16 protein-coding genes are annotated in these 19,139 nt (G+C 65.6%); 6 read left to right on the forward strand and 10 right to left on the reverse strand.

Annotation, left to right across the window (positions count from 1 at the left end; genetic code table 11):
• Positions 1-44 precede the first annotated feature (44 nt).
• Positions 45-923 (forward strand): pirin family protein, encoded by an 879-nt coding sequence (locus AB5Y91_RS09930; RefSeq protein WP_368169672.1) that lies wholly within the window; start codon positions 45-47, stop codon positions 921-923.
• A 69-nt stretch (positions 924-992) separates the two neighbouring features.
• Here AB5Y91_RS09930 and AB5Y91_RS09935 read toward each other — a convergent pair whose 3' ends face one another.
• From AB5Y91_RS09935 to AB5Y91_RS09950, 4 genes are all read right to left on the reverse strand, one after another.
• Entirely contained in the window at positions 993-1,853 is an 861-nt protein-coding gene (locus AB5Y91_RS09935) for a PA4780 family RIO1-like protein kinase (RefSeq protein ID WP_106886881.1), read from the reverse strand.
• 172 nt (positions 1,854-2,025) lie between these two features.
• Positions 2,026-3,021 carry a lauroyl-Kdo(2)-lipid IV(A) myristoyltransferase gene (locus AB5Y91_RS09940; protein ID WP_163148241.1) on the reverse strand — a complete coding sequence of 332 codons (996 nt, stop codon included), beginning with the start codon at positions 3,019-3,021 and terminating at the stop codon, positions 2,026-2,028.
• 152 nt (positions 3,022-3,173) lie between these two features.
• On the reverse strand, positions 3,174-4,163 hold the full coding sequence (gene lpxM, locus AB5Y91_RS09945) for a lauroyl-Kdo(2)-lipid IV(A) myristoyltransferase (RefSeq protein WP_368169673.1): 990 nt from the start codon (positions 4,161-4,163) through the stop codon (positions 3,174-3,176).
• Positions 4,164-4,388: 225 nt separating this feature from the next.
• On the reverse strand, positions 4,389-5,369 hold the full coding sequence (locus AB5Y91_RS09950) for a TDT family transporter (protein WP_163148174.1): 981 nt from the start codon (positions 5,367-5,369) through the stop codon (positions 4,389-4,391).
• Positions 5,370-5,472: 103 nt separating this feature from the next.
• Here AB5Y91_RS09950 and AB5Y91_RS09955 point away from each other — a divergent pair, with 103 nt between their 5' ends.
• On the forward strand, positions 5,473-6,363 hold the full coding sequence (locus AB5Y91_RS09955; protein ID WP_106886883.1) for a LysR substrate-binding domain-containing protein: 891 nt from the start codon (positions 5,473-5,475) through the stop codon (positions 6,361-6,363).
• Positions 6,364-6,451: 88 nt separating this feature from the next.
• Here AB5Y91_RS09955 and AB5Y91_RS09960 read toward each other — a convergent pair whose 3' ends face one another.
• The 3 genes from AB5Y91_RS09960 to AB5Y91_RS09970 form a co-directional block, all read right to left on the reverse strand.
• A complete protein-coding gene (locus AB5Y91_RS09960; RefSeq protein ID WP_262110109.1) occupies positions 6,452-7,438 on the reverse strand; it encodes a Gfo/Idh/MocA family protein in 987 nt (328 codons plus the stop codon).
• Between the two features lie 84 nt (positions 7,439-7,522).
• Complete coding sequence (nfo, locus tag AB5Y91_RS09965) at positions 7,523-8,368, reverse strand: deoxyribonuclease IV (RefSeq protein ID WP_368169674.1); 846 nt, start codon at positions 8,366-8,368, stop codon at positions 7,523-7,525.
• 176 nt (positions 8,369-8,544) lie between these two features.
• The gene (locus tag AB5Y91_RS09970; RefSeq protein ID WP_368169675.1) at positions 8,545-10,581 is read right to left on the reverse strand and encodes a glycoside hydrolase family 3 protein; all 2,037 of its coding nucleotides are present in this window, start codon (positions 10,579-10,581) and stop codon (positions 8,545-8,547) included.
• A gap of 231 nt (positions 10,582-10,812) precedes the next feature.
• Between AB5Y91_RS09970 and AB5Y91_RS09975 the strand changes: the two genes are divergently transcribed.
• Positions 10,813-11,823, forward strand: a complete 1,011-nt coding sequence (locus tag AB5Y91_RS09975) for a helix-turn-helix domain-containing protein (protein WP_368169676.1) — start codon at positions 10,813-10,815, stop codon at positions 11,821-11,823.
• Here the strand turns inward: AB5Y91_RS09975 and AB5Y91_RS09980 are convergent.
• Entirely contained in the window at positions 11,803-12,726 is a 924-nt protein-coding gene (locus tag AB5Y91_RS09980) for a LysR family transcriptional regulator (protein ID WP_168235029.1), read from the reverse strand. The genes AB5Y91_RS09975 and AB5Y91_RS09980 overlap by 21 nt on opposite strands.
• A gap of 124 nt (positions 12,727-12,850) precedes the next feature.
• Between AB5Y91_RS09980 and AB5Y91_RS09985 the strand changes: the two genes are divergently transcribed.
• Entirely contained in the window at positions 12,851-13,609 is a 759-nt protein-coding gene (locus AB5Y91_RS09985) for an SDR family NAD(P)-dependent oxidoreductase (protein ID WP_163148180.1), read from the forward strand.
• Positions 13,610-13,722: 113 nt separating this feature from the next.
• Here AB5Y91_RS09985 and AB5Y91_RS09990 read toward each other — a convergent pair whose 3' ends face one another.
• Positions 13,723-15,156 carry a glycoside hydrolase family 1 protein gene (locus AB5Y91_RS09990; protein WP_368169748.1) on the reverse strand — a complete coding sequence of 478 codons (1,434 nt, stop codon included), beginning with the start codon at positions 15,154-15,156 and terminating at the stop codon, positions 13,723-13,725.
• Positions 15,157-15,313: 157 nt separating this feature from the next.
• Here AB5Y91_RS09990 and AB5Y91_RS09995 point away from each other — a divergent pair, with 157 nt between their 5' ends.
• Positions 15,314-16,216: a LysR family transcriptional regulator gene (locus AB5Y91_RS09995; RefSeq protein WP_368169677.1), complete on the forward strand. Its 903-nt coding sequence runs from the start codon at positions 15,314-15,316 to the stop codon at positions 16,214-16,216.
• A 135-nt stretch (positions 16,217-16,351) separates the two neighbouring features.
• Entirely contained in the window at positions 16,352-17,926 is a 1,575-nt protein-coding gene (locus AB5Y91_RS10000) for a sensor domain-containing diguanylate cyclase (protein ID WP_368169678.1), read from the forward strand.
• Positions 17,927-17,935: 9 nt separating this feature from the next.
• On the opposite strand, the gene AB5Y91_RS10005 is transcribed toward AB5Y91_RS10000, so the two are convergent.
• Positions 17,936-19,060: a hypothetical protein gene (locus AB5Y91_RS10005; RefSeq protein ID WP_240453172.1), complete on the reverse strand. Its 1,125-nt coding sequence runs from the start codon at positions 19,058-19,060 to the stop codon at positions 17,936-17,938.
• Positions 19,061-19,139 lie beyond the last annotated feature (79 nt).

The raw sequence follows: 19,139 nt of genomic DNA on the forward strand, positions 1-19,139 counted from the left end.
ACTATCCTGATGCAGCAGGATCACCGCCCAGCAAGGAGCACGACATGACTCAACAGTGGCAACGCATTTCCTCCCGCCTCACCGACGTGGGCGGGATCCCGGTGGCCCGCGCCCTCCCGGTCAAGGAGCGGCGCACCATAGGCCCCTGGTGCTTTCTCGATCACATAGGGCCGACCCGCTTCGCCCCCGACGCCCCCGGGCTGGACGTGGGGCCCCATCCCCACATCGCCCTGCAGACCTTCACCTGGATGCTGGCGGGGGAGATTTTGCACCGTGACAGCCTCGGCAGCGAGCAGGTGATCCGCCCGGGCCAGGTCAATCTGATGACCGCCGGGCGTGGCATAGCCCACACCGAGGAGTCCCTGGCGGGCTACCCCGACCTGCACGCCGCCCAGCTCTGGATAGCGCTGCCTGAGCGTAATCAGGACACCCAACCCCGCTTCGATCACTACCCCCTGCTGCCCAGCTGGCAGGAGAGCGAGACCACCCTGACCCTGCTCATCGGCGACCATGCCGGGCGCCAAGCCCCCACCCTCAGCTTCTCCCCCATCCTCGGGCTGGACTTGCACTCGCCCCATGGCGGGCACATAGTGCTGCCGCTGGATCCGGCCTTCGAGCACGGCCTCTTCCCCTTGCAGGGAGAGGCGACCATAGCAGGGGAAGCGCTCGCCCCCGAGCAGCTCCTCTATCTGCCACCGGGCACCCGGGAGCTGGCGGTGACACTCGGCCCGGGCACCCGCCTGCTGCTCATCGGCGGCGAGCCCCTGGCCGAGCCGCTGCAGATCTGGTGGAACTTCGTGAGCTTCAGCCCGGAGGCCATTCGCACCGCAGCCTCGGATTGGGAGAGCGGCCATCCCCGCTTCGGCGAGGTCAAGGGTTACCCCGGCCCCCGCCTCAAGGCCCCGCCCCGGACGGGACGCTGAACCGGCCCGCCACCCCAATGAAAAAGAGCGCCAAGGGCGCTCTTTGCATGGACAGGATCCGGGCTCTCGTCAGAACTCCTCTTCCTGCTCGGCCTTCATGCGGGCCCGACGCTCCATCGCCTCCTCTTCCGCGCTCTCGATCTCGTGCAGCACGGCATCGATGTCGATGGCCTCGGTGCTCTCCTCGAACAGGCCGGTCAGCTCAGATTCCGGGGTGAGCTTGCCGTCTTCGAACAGGGCCCACATCTCCCTAGCATAACGGGTCTTGAGCAGCTCGGGCGCATAGATGCCGTAGTAGTTGCGCATGTTGTTGACGTCCCGCTCCAGCATGGCCCTGGCCTGGTTGTTGGCGGCGGCATCCACCACCTGGGGCAGATCTATGATGACGGGGCCCTCTGCATCCACCAGCACGTTGAACTCGGAGAGATCCCCGTGGATGAGGCCGGCGCAGAGCATGCGCACCACGTAGCGGATCACCTTGCCGTGATCGATGAGCGCCTGCTCGGCCGAGAGCGCCACGTCGTTGAGGCGGGGCGCCACGTTGCCCTCGGCATCTGTGATGAGCTCCATCAGCAGGACGCCATCCAGGCAGACATAGGGGGTGGGCACCCGCACGCCGGCGGCGGCCAGCTTGAACAGGGCATCCACCTCTGTGTTCTGCCACACCTCTTCGTGCTGCTTGCGACCGTACTTGGAGCCCTTCTCCATGGCGCGGGCACTGCGACTGTTGCGCACCTTGCGCCCTTCCTGATAGACCACGGCCTGCTTGAAGCTGCGCTTGGAGGCCTCTTTATAGACTTTGGCGCAGCGGATCTCGTCGCCGCAGCGCACCACATAGACGTCGGCTTCTTTGCCGCTCATCAGCCGGCTGATGACATCGTCGACCAGGCCGTCATCAACCAGAGGTTGGATTCGATTTGGAATTTTCATGACCGCCCTTTTACCTTATTTGCACCTTATTTGCACCTTGTTTGCGTGGCGGTAGGCCAGACAGGGCCCCGCTTTGGTCCCCCGCCGGCCCCTTGCCGAGGGTGGCCTGGTGTGCCCTGCCCCAACCGCCTCTCACTGGCTGTCAAAACGACCCGCAAGGGAGCCCTGTGGTTCAAGGCTCGGGGGGCAACCCCTGGCGGATGCGCCGGATCCCCTCCTCGTAGAGGCCATCCTCCCCTTGGTTATCCGCCTGGGTCTCGAAAATTTTGAGAAACCACATGTACTGCTCGGGGAAGCGGCCAAGCTGGCGCTCCACCATTCGGTTCATGGCGTTGACGTCCGCCTCCAGATCCTGGGTGGGATAAGGGTCGAACGGCGGCTCCACCTCGAGCCGATAGCAGCCCAGATCCTCGTCATAGCAGGCCAGGATGGGCACGGCCCGGGCACCGGTCAGCTTGACCAGCTTGGGCAGGGCCGGCAGGGTCGCCTTGGGGTGGCCGAAGAAGGGCACGAAGATGCTCGCCTCCCGGCCATGATCCTGATCCGGCAGATAGAAGAAGCTGTCGCCGCTGCGCAGGGCCTTGATGGCGGGCTTGATGCCGACGCTGCGCTCATAGACACGCCCGCCCTTGCTGCGCTCGCGGTTGATATACCAGTCGAACACCTGATCCTTGGGGCTCTTCATCATGGTGCACAGGGGCACCCCCTCATCGGTCAGGTAGCGGCCTATCATGTCCACCGCCCAGGTGTGGGGCACCACGAAGATCATGGGGCGCCCGGCGGCCAGCTCGGCCTCTATATGCTCCCAGCCACGCACCTTGATGCGCCCTTTCAGGAAGGCGGGACTGCGCCAGGTGAGCTCGCCAAAACCCATGAAGGTCTTGAGACCAACCCGGATGGACTTGAGCAGCAGCCGTTCGCGCCCGGCCGCGTCCAGTTCGGGGAAACAGATCTTGAGGTTGGTCTCGGCGATGTAGGCCTGCTTCCTGGAGAAGCGCAGCAGCAGGGGGGCCAGGGCATCGGCCAGCTTGTCTCTGTAGCTGGCCGGGATCCAGGCCAGCAGGGAGAGCAGGGCAAGCGCCAGCCAGCTGCCCCACAGACGGGGGTGCAGCAGACGCAGATGAAAGGAGGTGTCAAACACCGGATCTTGTGCGGACATGGTCGCCATCGAATCATCAAAACAGACCGTCATTTTAGTGATCCTGACAATTTTTTCTACCCAGGATCCCCCAAGCGGGATTTCCAAGTCACTGATCAGACTAGTTAGAAATAAAAAGTGGCCCACATGGGGCCACCTATAAAGACGCATTAAGTTGCGGTTCAGGAATGGGGGCTGAGTCCCTTGCGGATGCGCCTTATCCCCTCTTCGTAGAGGCCGTCTTCTCCCTCCTGATCCTCGCGGGTATCGAAGATCTTGAGGAACCACATGTACTGACCCGGGTGACGGGTCAGCTGCCGCTCCACGCTGTCGTTCATGCGGCAGGTGTCGGCCACCAGATCATCGCTCGGGTAGTCGGCGAAGGGGGCCTCTATCTCCAGCCGGTAGCAGTGCGCCGCCTCGTCATAGCAGGCCAGCACGGGCACGGCGCGGGCACCGGTCAGCTTGACCAGCCGTGGCAGGGCCGGCAGGGTCGCCTTGGGATGCTTGAAGAAGGGCACGAACAGGCTGGCCTCGCGGCCATGATCCTGATCCGGCAGATAGAAGAAGCTCAGGCCGGATTTCACCGCCTTGATCACCGGCTTGATGCCGGCGCTGCGCTCATAGACGCGGCAGCCATTCTTGGCGCGCTCGCGGTTGATGTGCCAGTCGAACACAGGGTTGCGGGCGCTCTTCATCATGGTGCACATGGGCAGGCCCCGCTGGGAGAAGTAGTAGCCCGCCGCATCGATGGGCCAGCTGTGGGGCACCACCAGGATCACCGGGCGACCGGCGGCTTGCTCGGCCTCGATGTGTTCCCATCCGCTCACCTGGATGCGCTTCATCAGGTACTCGGGGCTGCGCACGGTGAACTCGCCAAACCCCAGCAGGCTCTTGAGGCCGACCCGGATCGAGGTCATCAATATGGCGTCCCGCTCTGCCTCGCTCTGCTCCTTGAAGCAGATGGCGAGGTTGGTTCTGGCGATATAGACCTGCTTTTTCGAGACCTTGAGCACCAGGGGCGCCAGGGCGTCGGCCAGCTTGTCGCGCCAACGGGGCGGCACATAGGCGAGCACGCCGAGCACGCCGAGGGCAAGCCAGCTCACCCAGTAACGCGGGTGCAGCAAACGGGTCTGGAATGCGGAGTCAAACACGGGATCTTGGGAGGACATGGGTACTATCAAACAGTAGAAGTGGGCAATTGCGGCAATCCTGACAGGTAATACCAGTGAAAACCACCTTAATATCGCCTGAATGAGCGACAATTTGAGCCTTTTCACGGATTGACAGCGCCCCCTGATCCCCAGGCTGTGGGCGCTGCTCATGCTTTGTACCGGCCCCGGATGCAACAGACCCCGCCAGGCGGGGTCTGCTCTTGGTCGAGACCGGCTGCGACCTTAGCGGCGCAGGGGCTGCTCCAGCATGCCGCCCTGGCCAAGGGGCAGGAAGAACATCAGGTAGCGCAGCGCCACATAACCGACGATCAGGGTCGCCGCACCGAGCTCCAGATAGGCCAGCTGGTTGATCTGCGCCGCATAGTGGGCCGCCTCTGGCCACTGCGACAGCAGGTGACCCACCTTGAACAGGGCGGTGGCGCCTATCACCAGGGGGAAGGTGAAGGCGGCATAGCCCGGCGAGAACGGCAGGCGCAGCAGCTTGATGAAGGCCAGGTAGATGATGCCTGTCATCAGCACGGCTATCCCCAGCAGCACGGCCACCAGCAGCAGCGACGGATCCTGGCTCACGGTGAGGTAGCCGGCGAGCGACAGGCTGGCAGGCGCCGCCAGGATGGCGATGGTGGGCTTGGCGGCATCCGGCACCTCGTGGCTGAAGATGAGGCGATAGAGCATCAGCGGCAGCATCAGGGCGTAGCAGGCCATGCCGAACCAGAGCAGGCCATTGGCCAGGGCGGCGAAGGGGCCACCCGGGTAGGCGACGTCGGCCACTATGATCCCCACCGGCGGCACGAACCAGCTCGGCACCATGTGGTGAATTTCAAACGCCTTGGCCCTGTGCCAGACGAAGGTGGCGAGGAACACCAGGTGAATGATCACCGCAAACAGCCAGAGCCCCTGGCCCAGGGTCGGGGCCAGCAGCCCCACCGCCTTGGAGACCACCATGGTCCCCATGGCATAGGTGGGCACCACGCTGCCCACCACGGGGTGGGCGAGATCCTGCCACAGCAGACGCGGGTGCAGCAGGAACTTGAAGGTGAGGACGAGGAGCAGCACGGCGGCGATGGCGGCCCCCAGCAGTTGCAGGCGGCCATCGAACTGACCGGCATTTTCCCAACACCAGCCGAGGCTGGCGATCCCCAGTGCCAGCCCGGCCATGGGGGTCGGGGCGGCGGCAAGGGAGCGACGGGTGCGTGCGATCATGACTGGTACCCTCTTGTTGATGACGATGTGCATAGGATAAAGAGGGTCTATCGTTTACGATATCTAAATGAATTGAACTAAGCGTTTAGGAAAATCAAACGACATGAAGCTGACCCTGCAACAACTCAAGGTGTTCGCCACCATAGCCCGCCACGGCAACCTGGGAGGCGCGGCCAGCGAGCTCTGCCTCAGCAAGGGGGCCGTCTCCCAGTCGTTGCAGGAGCTGGAGCGCCAGCTTGCCACCCCGCTGTTCGATCGGGTGCATCCGAGACTTCAGCTCAACAACGAGGGGCGGCTGCTGCAACCGGCCGCCGAGGAGCTGCTGACCCGGATGCAGGAGATAGAGCAGCTGTTTGGCCCGGACGCCGAGCCGAGCGGCCAGCTGCGCCTGGGGGCCAGCCAGACCATAGGCAACTACCTGCTGCCCAGTCTGCTGGCGGGGGGCGCCCAGGAGCTGGGATCCGCCCCCAGGGTGACCATCGCCAACACCCACCTGTTGTGCCACTCCCTTGCCCACTTCGAGCTGGATCTGGCCCTCATCGAGGGGGAGAACCATCACCCGGATCTGGTGAGCGAGCCCTGGCTCGAAGACGAGATGCTGATCATAGCCCCGCCCCAGCATCCCCTGGCCGGGCAGCTGGAGCTGCCCCTTCGCCTGCTCGCAGGCGAAACCTGGGTACTGCGCGAGCCCCAGTCAGGGAGCCGCGAGCAGTTCGAGCAGCAGATCCAGCCCAGGCTGCCGCGCTGGCAGGCGGGGCTCGAGCTCAACACCCTGGAGGCGGTGATGCTGGCGGTGGAGAAGGGGCTCGGCATCTCCTTTATCTCCCGCCTCGCTGTCTCCGATCGCCTGCACAGCGGCCGCCTGGTGGCGCTCACCCCGAGCCAGACCTTCCCCCGCCAGCTCTCCCTCGTCTGGCACAAGCAGAAGTTCCACTCCGCGGCCCTGCGCCGCTTCCTCGCCTTCTGCCGCGCCCAGACCCTGCCCGCTCCCTGAGCCTAAGGTCACCCTAAAACAAAAACAGAGGGCGCCGTGGCGCCCTCTGTTGTTCAAGGAAGGTGTTGCGAGGCAGCCTGCGGCGCCATCAGCCCCCCCGGTGCAGCCCCGCCTCGACCCAGCCCAGCACCCGCCGCGTCAGGGCATGGGGCACCCAGGGGGAGTCCAGCAGCCGGTGGCGCAGGCAATCGGCGAAGTGATCCGCCTCGTGCTGCATGCCGCCCCCCTGCACCGGCAGGTAGATGTCCGCCGGCCAGGCGGCAGGTGGCGTGTCCCCCTGCCAGCGAATGTGCTGGGGATTCCACCACTTGCCCTCGATGACCAGGGTCCACGCCTCCCCCGAGAGCCAGGCATCCCGATCGAGATCCTCGACGATGGAGGCGCCAAGCTCCGCCGAGAAGGGGCCGCCGAAGCTGAAGCGGGCCGCGAGATCCACCTCCCCCGGCGCCCTGTCGAGCGCCACCTCGGGGGCCTGGGTCGCGAGCCCCAGCCGCTCGCAGAAGGCGGCATAGAGCCAGAGCGGATAGACCCCCACATCCCAGGCGGCGCCGCCGTCCAGGGCAGGATCGAACAGCTTGCCGACCGGAGGCGGGGCCGAGCCGAACGCCGCGCGCAGGCTGCGAGGCGCGGGCAGCAGAGGCAACCGCTGCAACAGGGCGCGCATGGCGGGGAAGCACATCACCTTCATGGCTTCGAGCAGCAGCAGGCCGCGCTCATGGGCAAGCGCCACCAGGGCGTCCCAATCCGCCACCCGGGTCACCGCCGGTTTCTCCACCAGCACGTGCTTGCCCGCCAGCAGCATCTGCCTGATCAGGGCGGCATGCTGTGGGTGGATCACCGCCACATAGACGGCCTCCACCTCTGGGCTCTCGGCCAGGGCCTGATAGCTGCCATAGGCCAGCCCCAACCCCAGCTCACGGGCGAACTCGTCGGCCCGCCCCTGATCCCGGGCGGCGATCGCCACCACGCGCCCGCCCCTGGCGTACTGATTGACGTCGCGGCAAAAACGCCTGGCGATGGCTCCCGCCCCGGCTATCCCCCAGCGCAGCAGTGGCGCTGTTCCCTGTGATTGCATCTCGTCTCCTCGTATGGGTAATGCCCTTCCCCCTTATGGCGGGGGAAGGCGCGGCACCGGCCTCTGTTCAGGCAGCCCTGCGGCTCAGGCCCTGGCCAGGCTGCGCAGCCAGCGTATCTCGTCACTCCAGATCGTCTCGTCTATGGTCTCGAGGATCAGCGGAATGCCGTCGAAACGGTGATCGTTCATGATGTGGTGGAACACGGCCTCCCCCAAGTTCCCCTCCCGCAGGCTGTGGTGGCGATCGACCCGACTACCGAAGGTACACTTGGCACCGTTGATATGCATCCCCTTGAGGTACTCAAAGCCCACGATGCGGTCAAAGTCGGCGAACACGGCGGCGCAGGACTCGGGGGTGCGCAGATCGTAACCGGCGGCGAAGGCGTGACAGGTATCGAAGCAGACCCCGACCCGGCTCTTGTCCTCCACCCCCTCGATCAGGGTGGCCAGGTGCTCGAACGACCAGCCGAGGTTGGTGCCCTGGCCGGCGGTGTTCTCGATCACCGCCGTGACCCCTTGGCTTCGCTCCAGCGCCCAGTTGATGGACTCGCTCACGAGTTTCAGGCTCGCCGCCTCGGGGATCTGCTTGAGATGGCTGCCGGGGTGGAAGTTCAGATAGCAGAGCCCGAGCTGCTCGCAGCGCCTGATCTCGTCCAGGAAGGCATCCCGGGACTTGGCCAGGCCGTCAGGATCCGGGTGGCCCAGGTTGATGAGGTAGCTGTCGTGGGGCAGGATCTGCTCGGGGCGAAAGCCCCCCTTGTCGCAGGCCGCCTTGAAGGCGCGGATGCTGGCCTCGGAGAGTGGCGCCGCCTGCCACTGGCGCTGGTTCTTGGTGAACAGGGCGAAGGCGTTGGCCCCGATAGCCTGGGCGCGGGCTATGGTGTTCTCCACCCCGCCGGCCGCACTGACGTGGGCTCCGATAAATTTCATCTTGTCTCCTCTGCGCTTGCTGGGTGCGCTCGCCTCTCGCGGTCGCGAGGCGCGGCAACCCTGATGGGGCGTCATTATGCCCAAGCCGACCCCTTGCGCCAAACCGGGATTGTCGATGGCGCCAATGGAAAAGGCGCCCGCAGGCGCCTTGGTGATCATGGATGTCGGGCTCGCCCTCAATAGGCCAGACCGGCACCATAGGGGTAGAGCGGGTTCGCGGAGTCCTTCGCCACGTCCGGGTGCTGGTTTTGCACCGCCTGCCAGCTGGAGGGCAGCTCGAAGGGCAGCTTGCCGCTGGCCTTGGCCTTGCCGCTGATGACGTCGAACAGCGCCTGATCCAGGGCCCCGAAGTTGGCCAGCAACACCTGCGCCGCCGGTGCCACCTCGGTCAGGATGGCGGGCCTGTCCAGATAGACGGAGAGCACCATAGGTACCCCGGCCTGCGCGACGGCCTGGATGGCGGCGTACTCGTCCGCACCGCGGTAGATCCCCTCGTGGGCCGTCTCCTGCACCACCTGATCTGCGCTGGCAAAGCCGAGCTGACCGAAGTGGATGCTGCCAAACGGGAAGCGGGGATCCTGCTCACCCGGGGCATTGACCCGCACTATGGCGAGATCGGCCTGGGCCAGGTCAGTCACCACGGTATAGCCGTTGGCCGCGGCCACCTCGGCATTGACGTTGTGCAGGTAGACCCGCTTGCCGTCCGCCTTCTGCGGCAACAAGGCCCCCTCGTTCTTCAGCAACACATGGGACGCCGCCTGGGCGGCCTGGGCAGCTTGCTGGAACTCGGCCTTGCCCACCAGGGCCACCGCGGCCTGGGTATCCACATAGGGGTTTTCGAACAGCCCCAGGGCGAACTTCTGCTCCAGGATCCGCTCGGCCGAGGTGGTGATGGCCGCCTCGGTTACCAGGCCGCTCTGCACCGCCGCCAGCAGGGGGGCGGGATCTTCCACGCCGCCAAACTGATCCACCCCGGCGTCGATGGCCTTGGCGTAGCGCTCGGCCTTGGTGAGCTTCTCCACACCCCAGGACATGCCAAAGGGCACAGTCCAGGGGCTGACGCCCGCCGTCACCTCATCCTGGGTCAGCCCCTGCTCGCAGCGGGCGTTGCAGTCGTTGACTATGCCCCAGTCGCTCAGCACCACGCCGTCGAACTTGAAGTGGCCCCGCAGCAAGTCGGTGAGGATCTGGCGGTTGAAGCCAAAGCCCACCTCCTCGATGGCCTGGCCTTCATGGGTCAGCCCCTCGGGCAGGGCGTAATAGGGCATCACGGCCCCCACCTTGGCCTCGAAGGCCCCCTCGAAGGGCACCAGGTGATAGGCGAACTGGCCGCCGGGATAGACCTGCTCCTTGCCCCAGGGGTTGTGGGCATCCAGGCCATCTTTCTGGGGACCGGCCCCGGCGAAGTGCTTGACCACTGTGACCACGCTCTCCTTGCCTATGCCGTCGCTCCCCTGCTGGAAGCCCTCTATGTAGGCCTTGACCAGGGATTTGGCGAGCAGGTTGTCTTCACCGAAGGTGCCGTTGATGCGGCCCCAGCGCGGCTCGGTCGCGAGATCCGCCTGGGGGGAGAGGGCCTCGTGAATGCCGACGGCTCTGTACTCCTGGCGAGCGATGTCGCCAAAGCGTTGCACCAGGGCGGCATCGCCGATGGCGGCGAGTCCCAGGGTCTCGGGCCACTGGGAGAAGGCCCCGGCGCCTATGCTGGTGGCGTTGGGATCATGGGTGAAGTGGTTGCGGGGATCCGTGCTCACCGTCATGGGAATGCCGAGCCCCACCCCTTCCAGCAGGGCCTGCAGCCGGTTGTTGTCGTCGGCGATGGCCGCCGGATCCCCCGCCATGCGGGTGATGAAGGTATTGACGCCATCCTCGCGCAGCATCTTGTCCATGGCGGTGAGGTTGACCCGCCCGTCTGCGTCCAGCACCAGGGTACCGTGCATCATCAGGCCCGCCTTCTGGGCCAGGGAGAGCCTGCCCACCAGATCCCGGGCCCGCTCGGCGGCGCCAAGGCGCCAGTCTTCATAGGGGGTCAGGGCGCCGCTGCCATCGAGATCCTTGAATTGCAGGCCATCCTGCTCGATCAGGCTGACGGTGCGATGCCCCAGGACGGGCTGCTCCGGCTTGGGGCTGGAGTCGTTGCCATTGCACCCTGCCAGCAGCAGGACGCCCATGCTCAGGGTGAGACGGGTCAGAGCGAAGGGGGGGTATGTCATTATTGTTATCTTCCATGTGTGTGTAGGAGTGGCCACTCTATGCAAAATCGGCCCGCCTCACTTGCCCTGCGGGTGCAGGGAATTGCCGGTTGGGAGCACGTTCGAAAAGTGTGAAAAGGGTTGCAGGGTTACCCTTGGTTACATTTATGAAACATGAAGCCGAACCTGGCTCACGGCAATTCATGGCCAATGGCGGATGATGGTGGGCCACCGCCGACAAGGATTTTCGCCGTGAAGACAGTCTCCAACCGGATAGCCCTGCACTGCCTCAACCACTGGCAGAGACAGGGACGGGATCCTGCCCAGCTCCTGCAAGGTGCCGGTATTGCCAGAGAAGAGCTGCTGCTCCCCCAGGGGCGGATCGACGCCCAGCGCCACTTCCGGCTGCTGACCCAGGTCGCCCCCCATGTGGACATGGCCCACAAGTGGTCGCCCCCTTCGCTCTCGGGGCTCTTCGCCGACTACCTGCCGCTGGCGAGCCTCTGCTGCAACGCCGCCACCCTGCGCCAGGCCCTGCACTTCTTCCTCGCCTACCGCCCCCTCATCGGCGAGTGCGACCGGATACTGCTGCGGGAGGAAGAGGGACAAGCCAGGCTCAGTTACCATTCGGAGTCCGAACACCCGGACGTGATCGCCATGAGCAGCCTGGCCAACCTCGGCCACCTCTATGCCCTGCTGCAGTTCTACCACCCAGGCCAGGGGCGGCTGGTGCTGCCCACCCCGGTGCGGCCCAGGCTGTGGCGCGAGCTGGGGGCCTGGCTGGGGGATCGGCTGCAACGGGGAGAAGGCTTTGAGCTGCGCTTCCCCGCGGCCTTGCTCGATCTCGCCCACGGGGGCTGCAACGGCCCCCTGCAACCCTTGCTGCTGGGGGAGCTCGACGGCCAGATGCTGCAGTTGCGCCCGAGCAGCCACTACAGGGAGCGGGTGCTCGGGCTCATCCGCCAGCGGCTCTGGCAGGAGAGCGTCGACTCCCCCACCCTGCTGGCGGGGATCTGCGAGGCCCTCAGGCTGACCCGCTGGACCCTCAACCGCCACCTGCGAGAGGAGGGGTGCCACTTCTCAGGATTGCTGGAGCAGGTCAGAAGAGAAGAGGCCTGCCGTCTGCTGCAGGATCCCGGGCTGCAGCTGCAGGAGGTGGGCGGGCGCCTCGGGTTTGCCAACCAGAGCAGCTTCACCCGCTTCTTCAAGGAGGCGTTCGCCCTCTCCCCCAGCGAATACCGCTCAAGGCGCAGCCGGCTCTGACTCCCCGGCCAGGGCCCCGGCGAGCAGGTCCGCCAGCCAGTGGATGAAGAGCTGGACCCTGGGCGCCAGCTGGCGGCGATGGGCATAGAGGGCGTGGATGGGGAGCGGCGGCGCCTGCCACCGGGGCAGCAGGCTTATCAGCTCGCCGCGCCCGAGCAGCCCCTCCACCCCCACCCTCGGCATCTGTATGATGCCAAGCCCCGCCAGCGCCGCCGCCAGGTAGGTCTCGCTGTCGTTGACCATCAGGGCCCCCGCCATCGGCAAGAGGGCGCGGCTGCCATCCGCCTGCTGGTACTCGAAGCCCGGCTCGCTGCGTCCCTGCCCCGACCCATAATGAACCAGCCGGTGCCCGGCCAGATCCGCCAGGGTCTGCGGCACCCCGTAACGGGCCAGGTAGGCGGCACTGGCGCAGTTGATCTGGCGATAGTGACCCAGGGGGCGCGCCACCAGGCTGGAGGGCTCCAGCGCCCCGACCCGCACCACGCAGTCGAAGCCATCGCGCACCAGATCCACCCGCCTGTCCGTACTGCTCAACATCAGCTGCAAGTCGGGGTGCTGGGCCAGGAAGGCGGGCAGCGCCGGGATCACCAGATGGCGCGCCATCCGGCTCGGCATGTCTACCCGCAACTGCCCCGAGATCTGGCCCCCTTGGCGAAACAGGCCGTCAAACTCCTCCATGTCCGCCAGCAGATCCCGGCACCTGGCGTAGCAGAGCTGGCCATCCGTGGTGAGCTGCACCCGTCTCGTGGTGCGCAGCAAGAGCCGGGTGCCCATGCGCTCCTCCAGCCGGCGGATGGCGGCGGAGAGGGTCGCCTTGGGGATGCCCAGTTGCTCGGCGCAGCGGGTAAAACTCTCGAGTTCGGCGACCCGCACGAACAACCTCATCGCATCCAGTTGATCCATGACCTGATTGTCTCTTCAAACGGAACAGTGATTTCATTATCACGCTATTTATCCGGCAATAAAGGAACAATACAGTGATCCGGTCGGCTCGCACCGAGCCCTTGCCACCCACAGGAGTCACACCATGACCAGACCCATAGCCCTCATCACAGGCGCCAGCCGTGGCCTTGGCAAACACAGCGCCCTCGCCCTCGCGGCCAAGGGGGTGGATCTCATCATCACCTACCGCAGCCAGGCCGACGAGGCCGCCGCCGTGGTGGCCGAGGCCAGGGCGCTCGGGGTCCAGGCCCATGCCCTGGCGCTGGATGTGGGGGTGAGCGCCTCCTTTGTCGCCTTCGCAGAGGAGGTGAAGCAACTGCTCGCCCGGGAGTGGCAACGGCCGCAGTTCGACTACCTGGTCAACAACGCCGGCATCGGCATTCATGCCAGCTTCGAGCAGACCACGGAGGAGCAGTTCGATACCCTGCTCAACATCCACTTCAAGGGGACCTTCTTCCTGACCCAGAAGCTGCTGCCGCTTATCCGTGATGGCGGGCGCATCATCAACCTCTCCACCGGCCTGACCCGCTTCGCCATGCCGGGTTACGCCGCCTATGCCGCCATGAAGGGGGGCGTGGAGGTGCTGACCCACTATCTGGCCAAGGAGCTGGGCCCCCGCGGCATCGCCGTCAACGTGGTGGCCCCGGGTGCCATCGAGACCGACTTTGGCGGCGGCGTGGTGCGCGACGACAAGGGGGTCAACGCCTTCCTCGCGAGCCAGACGGCGCTGGGGAGAGTCGGCCAGCCCGACGACATCGGCGGTGTCATCGCCGCCCTGCTCTCCGATGACAACCGCTGGATCACCGCCCAGCGCATCGAGGCCTCGGGGGGCATGTTTATCTAGGGCAGGATGGGCACCCCAGGCTTGCACGCCGCCATGAAAGAGCCACGAAAAAGGCCCCCTCGGGGGCCTTTGCATTGGAGCGGCGCCATGCGCCCGCGCCTTAAGTCAACGCTTTACAGCGTCTTGCCACCGGAGGCGATCACCTGGCTGTACCAGTGGAAGCTCTCCTTCTTGATGCGGTGCAAGGAGCCCCCCTGCTCGTCGCGCTCCACATAGACGAAGCCGTAGCGCTTCTGGTAGCCGTTGAGCCAGCTCAGGATGTCGGTGAAGGACCAGGCGCAGTAGCCGATGAGCTCGACCCCGTCCTGCATCGCCTCCTGGCAGGCTTTCAGGTGGCTGTGCAGGTAGGCGATACGGTAGTCATCCTGCACCCGGCCGTCCGCGGTCAGCTTGTCGAACTCGCCGAGGCCGTTCTCGGTGATCATCAGCGGCAGGCCGTAGCGGGACGAGAGGCGGCGCAGGGCGATGCGCATCCCGGTGGGATCTATGGCCCAGTCCCAGTTGCTGGTCTCCAGGTGCGGGTTGGGGGTGGTCTTGTAGAGACCCGGCACACCGCTCGATGGCGTTGTGCCCTTCTGCCCCGTGGTGTTGATGCGCTGCATGGTCTGACCGCCGAGGGGATTGTCGGTGAAGGTCAGGGTGTAGTAGTAGTTGACGCCTATGTAGTCGGGAGTGCCTTCGCGCAGCAGCTCGAGATCCCCTGGCAGTATCTCAGGGGCCTCGCCGGTTTCTCTCAGGTAGGCGAGCGCCGCCTGGGGGTAGCGGCCGAAGCAGTAGGCATCCAGCCACCAGAGGTTGGTGAACTCCTCGGCATTCTCGAACGCCAGCATGTCGCTCGGGGCGCAGGAGGCCGGATAGGCCGGGGAATAGGCGAAGCTCGGGCCTATGAGGCCGTTTGGCACATGCTGACGGAACGCCTTGATCACCCGGGCGTTGGCCAGAAACGCGATGTGGTTGGCGGCGAAGAAGCGCTTCCTGTCCTGCACCGCGGGGGGATGGGTGCCGAGCTGGTAGGCGTTGGTCAGGTTGTAGTTCTGCTCGTTGAGGGAGACCCAGTACTTCACCTTGCCGGCGAAGCGCTGATAGAGGGTGACGCAGTAGTGCTCGAAATCGTCGATGATGCGCCTGTCTTCCCAGCCGCCGTATTCGTCCTGCAGCGCCTGGGGCAGGTCCCAGTGGTAGAGGGTCAGCACAGGCTCTATGCCGTGCGCCAGCAGGGCGTCGATGAGCCGCTCGTAGAAGGCGAGCCCCGCCTCGTTCACCTCACCGCGCCCGCTTGGGAAGATGCGCGGCCAGCTCACCGAGAAGCGATAGGCCTTGAGTCCCATCTCGGCCATCAGCGCCACGTCCTCTTCCACCCTGTGGTAGTGATCCACCGCCACGTCCCCGTTGCTGCCCTCGAAGGTCTTGCCCGGCAACTTGGTGAAGAGATCCCACACCGAGGGGCCCTTGCCGTCTTCGTTCCAAGCCCCTTCCACCTGATAGGCGGCAGAGGCGGCCCCCCAGAGGAAATCTGCGGGGAAGTCGTTGAACTTGGGATGGTGCATCTGGCTTGTCTCCTGCTGCTTGAGGATGGTACCGCCTCTCCCCTTGGGGGCATGGGCGGGGTCAAAACGAATTGGCATCAGCATCGAACAGTTCTAGAATTCCGTCCAATGACAATTTTTGCCATTCAATATTCCAATCAGGAATGAAGGAGTCGTGATGGAGTTGCGGGATCTGAAGGCCTTCGTCACCCTGGGGGAGGTCTTGCACTTCGGTCAGGCGGCGGCGCGCCAGCACATCACCCAGTCGGCACTGAGCAAGCAGATACGGCGGCTGGAGGGGGAATTTGGCGGCGAGCTGTTCGAGCGCAACGCCAGCAGCACCCGGCTCACCCCCCTCGGGCGCGCCCTCTACGGGGATGCCTGCGCCCTGGTGGCCCAGAGCGAGCAACTCGGTCGCACCGCCCGCGACGTGCTGGCGGGCAATGGCGGCACCCTGCGCATCGGCTTCGGGGTCGCCACCAAGCTGCTGGTGCCCGCGGCCATCGCCCGTTTTCGGGCCAGCCGCCCCGGGGTCGGCATAGAGCTCAACGATCTCTCCACCCATCACCAGTTGCTGGCGCTCGCCGAGGGCAGGCTGGATCTCGGCTTCTGCCGCCTGCCCGCCCCCAAGGGCTGGCAGGTGCTGCCCGTGGTGCGCGCCCATTTCGTCGCCGTGCTGCCCGCCGGCTACCAGGGGGTGAGCGGGCTCTCGGATCTGCTGGACAAGCCCCTCGCCATACTGCGGCGGGACAAGGCCCCCTCCTTCCACGATCAGTTCGTGCACTACCTGGCCCAGAGCGGGCTGAGGTTTGGGGATATCCAGTACGTCAACGACTTCGCCGCCGGCATCGCCACCGCGGCGGCGGGCATCGCCTGGACCCTGGTGCCCTCCTCCACCACCATAGAGCACCCGGACGTCATCACCCTGCCCCTGGAGGAGGCCGAGGCGAGCTGGATCATAGGGCTCATTCGCCCGCCGGGAGGGGATAACCCCCTCATAGCCCCCTTCTGGCAGACGGTGGCCGAGCTCGGTGATCCCGCCCTCACCGCCCTGGGTGATCAGGGCAGTGCAGGAACATGACGCGGCCATGGCTGTCATTCACGACGCGGCATCGTTCGAGAACCACATTAACGGTAGCTTTTGCGCAGCCAGCCCCCGTAAAATTGCACCATGGCTCCGGCGCCCGGCGCCAACCGACAAGGACTCGTTTCTCCGATGCTATCTCACTGGCTGCTGAGGTTTGATCTCCATCGCCTCATCCTGGCCCTGGCCGTGCTCGGCGTGCTGGCCACCTTCGGCAACAGCTTCTACGCCATCCATCAGGCACAGCGACAGCTGCTGATCGACAGTACCCTGGAGGCCAACCGTGTCTATGCCACCAAGCTGGCCGCCTCCGCCGAGGCCATGCTGAATGCGGCCCAGGGGCAGCTTGCCTACAGCGCCACCCTGCTGGCGCCGCTGCTGCAGGCCAACGACATCGCGGGGCTGGAGCAGGAGGTGACCCAGCTGCGCGAGCGCACCAACACCTTCAACTCGGTGGCCGTCGTCAACACCGAGTCCACCATAGTCGCCGTCTCCCCCGAGACCCTGAAGGTGAAGGGGGCCAAGCTCAGCTCCCGCAGCGCCCGCCAGACCCTCGCCAACCAGCAGCCGACCATCTCGGACCCTCTTATCTCCCTTTCGGGCAACTACCTCATCAGCCTCTCCTATCCGGTGTTCTCGACGGACAGGCGCTACCTCGGCTATGTCGCCGGGACCATCTACCTGGAATCCGCCAGCGTGCTCTCCAACCTGCTGGGCCAGCACTACTACCAGGATGGCTCCTATCTCTACGTGGTCGACCGGCAGAAGACGCTGATCTACCACCCCAACCCCAAGCGCATCGGCCAGAAGATAGGTGACAATGTGGTGGTGGACGAGGTGTTGCAGGGGCGCCAGGGGGCGCAAGCCGTGCTCAACTCCCGGGGAACCGAGATGCTGGCGGGCTTCGCCCCCGTGGCCGGTGCGGGCTGGGGAGTGGTGGCCCAGCGTCCCCGCAGCGCCACCCTGGCCGGGCTGGATGAGCAGATGCTCGACATCCTGAAGGGGATGATCCCGGTCACCCTCTTCATCCTCTTCATCATCTGGCTCTCGGCCACCATCATCTCCCGCCCCCTGCGGCAGCTGGCCAACAGGGCCAGGCTGATGGATCAGCAGGAGGCGGCCTCCAACATCTCCAGCATCCGCGCCTGGTACTTCGAGGCGGCCCAGCTCAAGCAGGCCATCCTCAAGGGGCTGGGGCTGCTCAACACCAAGATTGACCAGCTTCACACCGACAGTCACACAGACCCCATGACGGGCCTCTTCAACCGGCGGGCCATGCAGCAGATGCTGGACGACTATCAGGCGCAGTCCCGGCCGCTGGCGGTTATCGCCCTGGATATCGATCACTTCAAGGCCATCAACGACCGCTTCGGCCACGACGTCGGGGACGCCGTCATCGTCGCCCTGGCGACCCTGATGCAGCGGGATCTGCGCGCCGATGCCGCCCTGTGCCGCAGCGGCGGCGAGGAGTTCCTGCTGCTACTGCCCGGGGTCTCCCTGGTGCAGGCGCAGCGGATCGCCGAACGACTGCGGCAGACGGTGGCGAACCACGAGATGGAGCAGGCCGGGTGCATCACCATCTCCCTCGGGGTCGCCCACTGGCCGGGGGATGCCAGCGATCTCGGTGCCGTGCTCAAGCAGGCGGACAAGGCGCTCTATCAGGCCAAGCACAGGGGCCGCAACTGCGTGGTGGTGGCCGGCGCCTGAGGCCCGGCGTCAGAAGCTGTAGCCCATCTTGAGGTAGATGCCCGCGTTGTCGTCCTTGCCCATGGCATACTCGAGGTTGGCGACTATGCCCGCCTCCGGCTTGAGCAGGTACTGGACGCCCGCCCCCCAGGCGGGATAGATGTTGTCGCTGTCGCCACAGTCGAGGGACTCCCCGTTCACGGCGTCGCCGTAGAGGCAGGCCACCCCGGCGAAGGCGGTGAGGGTCCAGCGTTCGGCGAGCTGGTAGCGCTCCTCGACCTCCACCGCCGACATGTGCTGACCCAGGTACTCCCCCGGGGTGTAGCCACGCAGGTAGATGGGGGAATAGGAGCCGCTCGGCGCGTTGTGGGAGAACTGGTTGCGATTGCGCCAGGCGAGCACATTGCCATCCCCGTGACTCCAGTAGCCCCGATAGTCGACCCGATAGATGTCAAAGTCCCCCTCTCCCCCCAGCCCTTCCCGGTAGGCCAGGTTGTTGACGTTCAAATACCAGCCCCTGGTCGCGCTGAAGTCGCTGTCCCGGGAGTCGTGCTGCACCACCAGCCCCAGCCCCCCCGAGGTGAACCCCTCCAGCCCCAGCTCGTCCAGGATCTGATCCGACTCCAGATCCTGTCCCTGCACCTCGTAGTTGGAGTAGGCCGCCATGCCGCCGACGAACCAGTCCCCCTCCACCCGATAGAGGTAGCGCAGGAAGGCGGAGCGGAAGTTGTCGTTGGTCTCGAGGGCGCGGCCGGTGCCGAGGTAATCCTGGTAGCTGTTGTTGATGTCGCCGAGGATGACGCCACCGACGATGCGGTGGTGATCCGCCCCGAACGACGTCTTGGCGAAGGCGCTGGTGATGAGGGACGCCGAGGTGGTGTACTTGCCGGACAGGGTGAACAGGGAGGGGCGCGAGCCCTCATCGAACTGGTGCAGGTAACCCACCATCAGGCCCGCCGCCGTGTCCAGCTTGGGGCTGGAGCTCAGCAGGGGCACGAACAACCAGGGGGAACGCTCGCCCTCCTTGGCCGCCTTTGCCTTTCGCTCGTCACCGCGCGTCTGCGCCTCTTCCTTGGCGGGATCCGCCGCCATTGCGGGGCTGGCCGCCAGGATAAAGGCCAGGCTGGCCATCAGGGGGGAGATTGCATTGCGCATGTGTGGGTTCCGCACAGGATCGCGCACGGCAAACCGGCGGCGCTGGGCCACCCTGCTCGGCAGGCACGTCGGGGTTCAG

Source organism: Aeromonas sp. R4-3 (genome assembly GCF_040908275.1).
GTDB lineage: Bacteria > Pseudomonadota > Gammaproteobacteria > Enterobacterales > Aeromonadaceae > Aeromonas > Aeromonas rivipollensis.

Bases quoted from the DNA above. Each gene is read 5' to 3' on its own strand.
- AB5Y91_RS09930 (WP_368169672.1), top strand. From the start codon at position 45: ATGACTCAACAGTGGCAACGCATTTCCTCCCGCCTCACCGACGTGGGC.
- AB5Y91_RS09935 (WP_106886881.1), bottom strand. From the start codon at position 1,853: ATGAAAATTCCAAATCGAATCCAACCTCTGGTTGATGACGGCCTGGTC.
- AB5Y91_RS09940 (WP_163148241.1), bottom strand. From the start codon at position 3,021: ATGGCGACCATGTCCGCACAAGATCCGGTGTTTGACACCTCCTTTCAT.
- lpxM (WP_368169673.1), bottom strand. From the start codon at position 4,163: ATGTCCTCCCAAGATCCCGTGTTTGACTCCGCATTCCAGACCCGTTTG.
- AB5Y91_RS09950 (WP_163148174.1), bottom strand. From the start codon at position 5,369: ATGATCGCACGCACCCGTCGCTCCCTTGCCGCCGCCCCGACCCCCATG.
- AB5Y91_RS09955 (WP_106886883.1), top strand. From the start codon at position 5,473: ATGAAGCTGACCCTGCAACAACTCAAGGTGTTCGCCACCATAGCCCGC.
- AB5Y91_RS09960 (WP_262110109.1), bottom strand. From the start codon at position 7,438: ATGCAATCACAGGGAACAGCGCCACTGCTGCGCTGGGGGATAGCCGGG.
- nfo (WP_368169674.1), bottom strand. From the start codon at position 8,368: ATGAAATTTATCGGAGCCCACGTCAGTGCGGCCGGCGGGGTGGAGAAC.
- AB5Y91_RS09970 (WP_368169675.1), bottom strand. From the start codon at position 10,581: ATGACATACCCCCCCTTCGCTCTGACCCGTCTCACCCTGAGCATGGGC.
- AB5Y91_RS09980 (WP_168235029.1), bottom strand. From the start codon at position 12,726: ATGGATCAACTGGATGCGATGAGGTTGTTCGTGCGGGTCGCCGAACTC.
- AB5Y91_RS09985 (WP_163148180.1), top strand. From the start codon at position 12,851: ATGACCAGACCCATAGCCCTCATCACAGGCGCCAGCCGTGGCCTTGGC.
- AB5Y91_RS09990 (WP_368169748.1), bottom strand. From the start codon at position 15,156: ATGCACCATCCCAAGTTCAACGACTTCCCCGCAGATTTCCTCTGGGGG.
- AB5Y91_RS09995 (WP_368169677.1), top strand. From the start codon at position 15,314: ATGGAGTTGCGGGATCTGAAGGCCTTCGTCACCCTGGGGGAGGTCTTG.
- AB5Y91_RS10000 (WP_368169678.1), top strand. From the start codon at position 16,352: ATGCTATCTCACTGGCTGCTGAGGTTTGATCTCCATCGCCTCATCCTG.
- AB5Y91_RS10005 (WP_240453172.1), bottom strand. From the start codon at position 19,060: ATGCGCAATGCAATCTCCCCCCTGATGGCCAGCCTGGCCTTTATCCTG.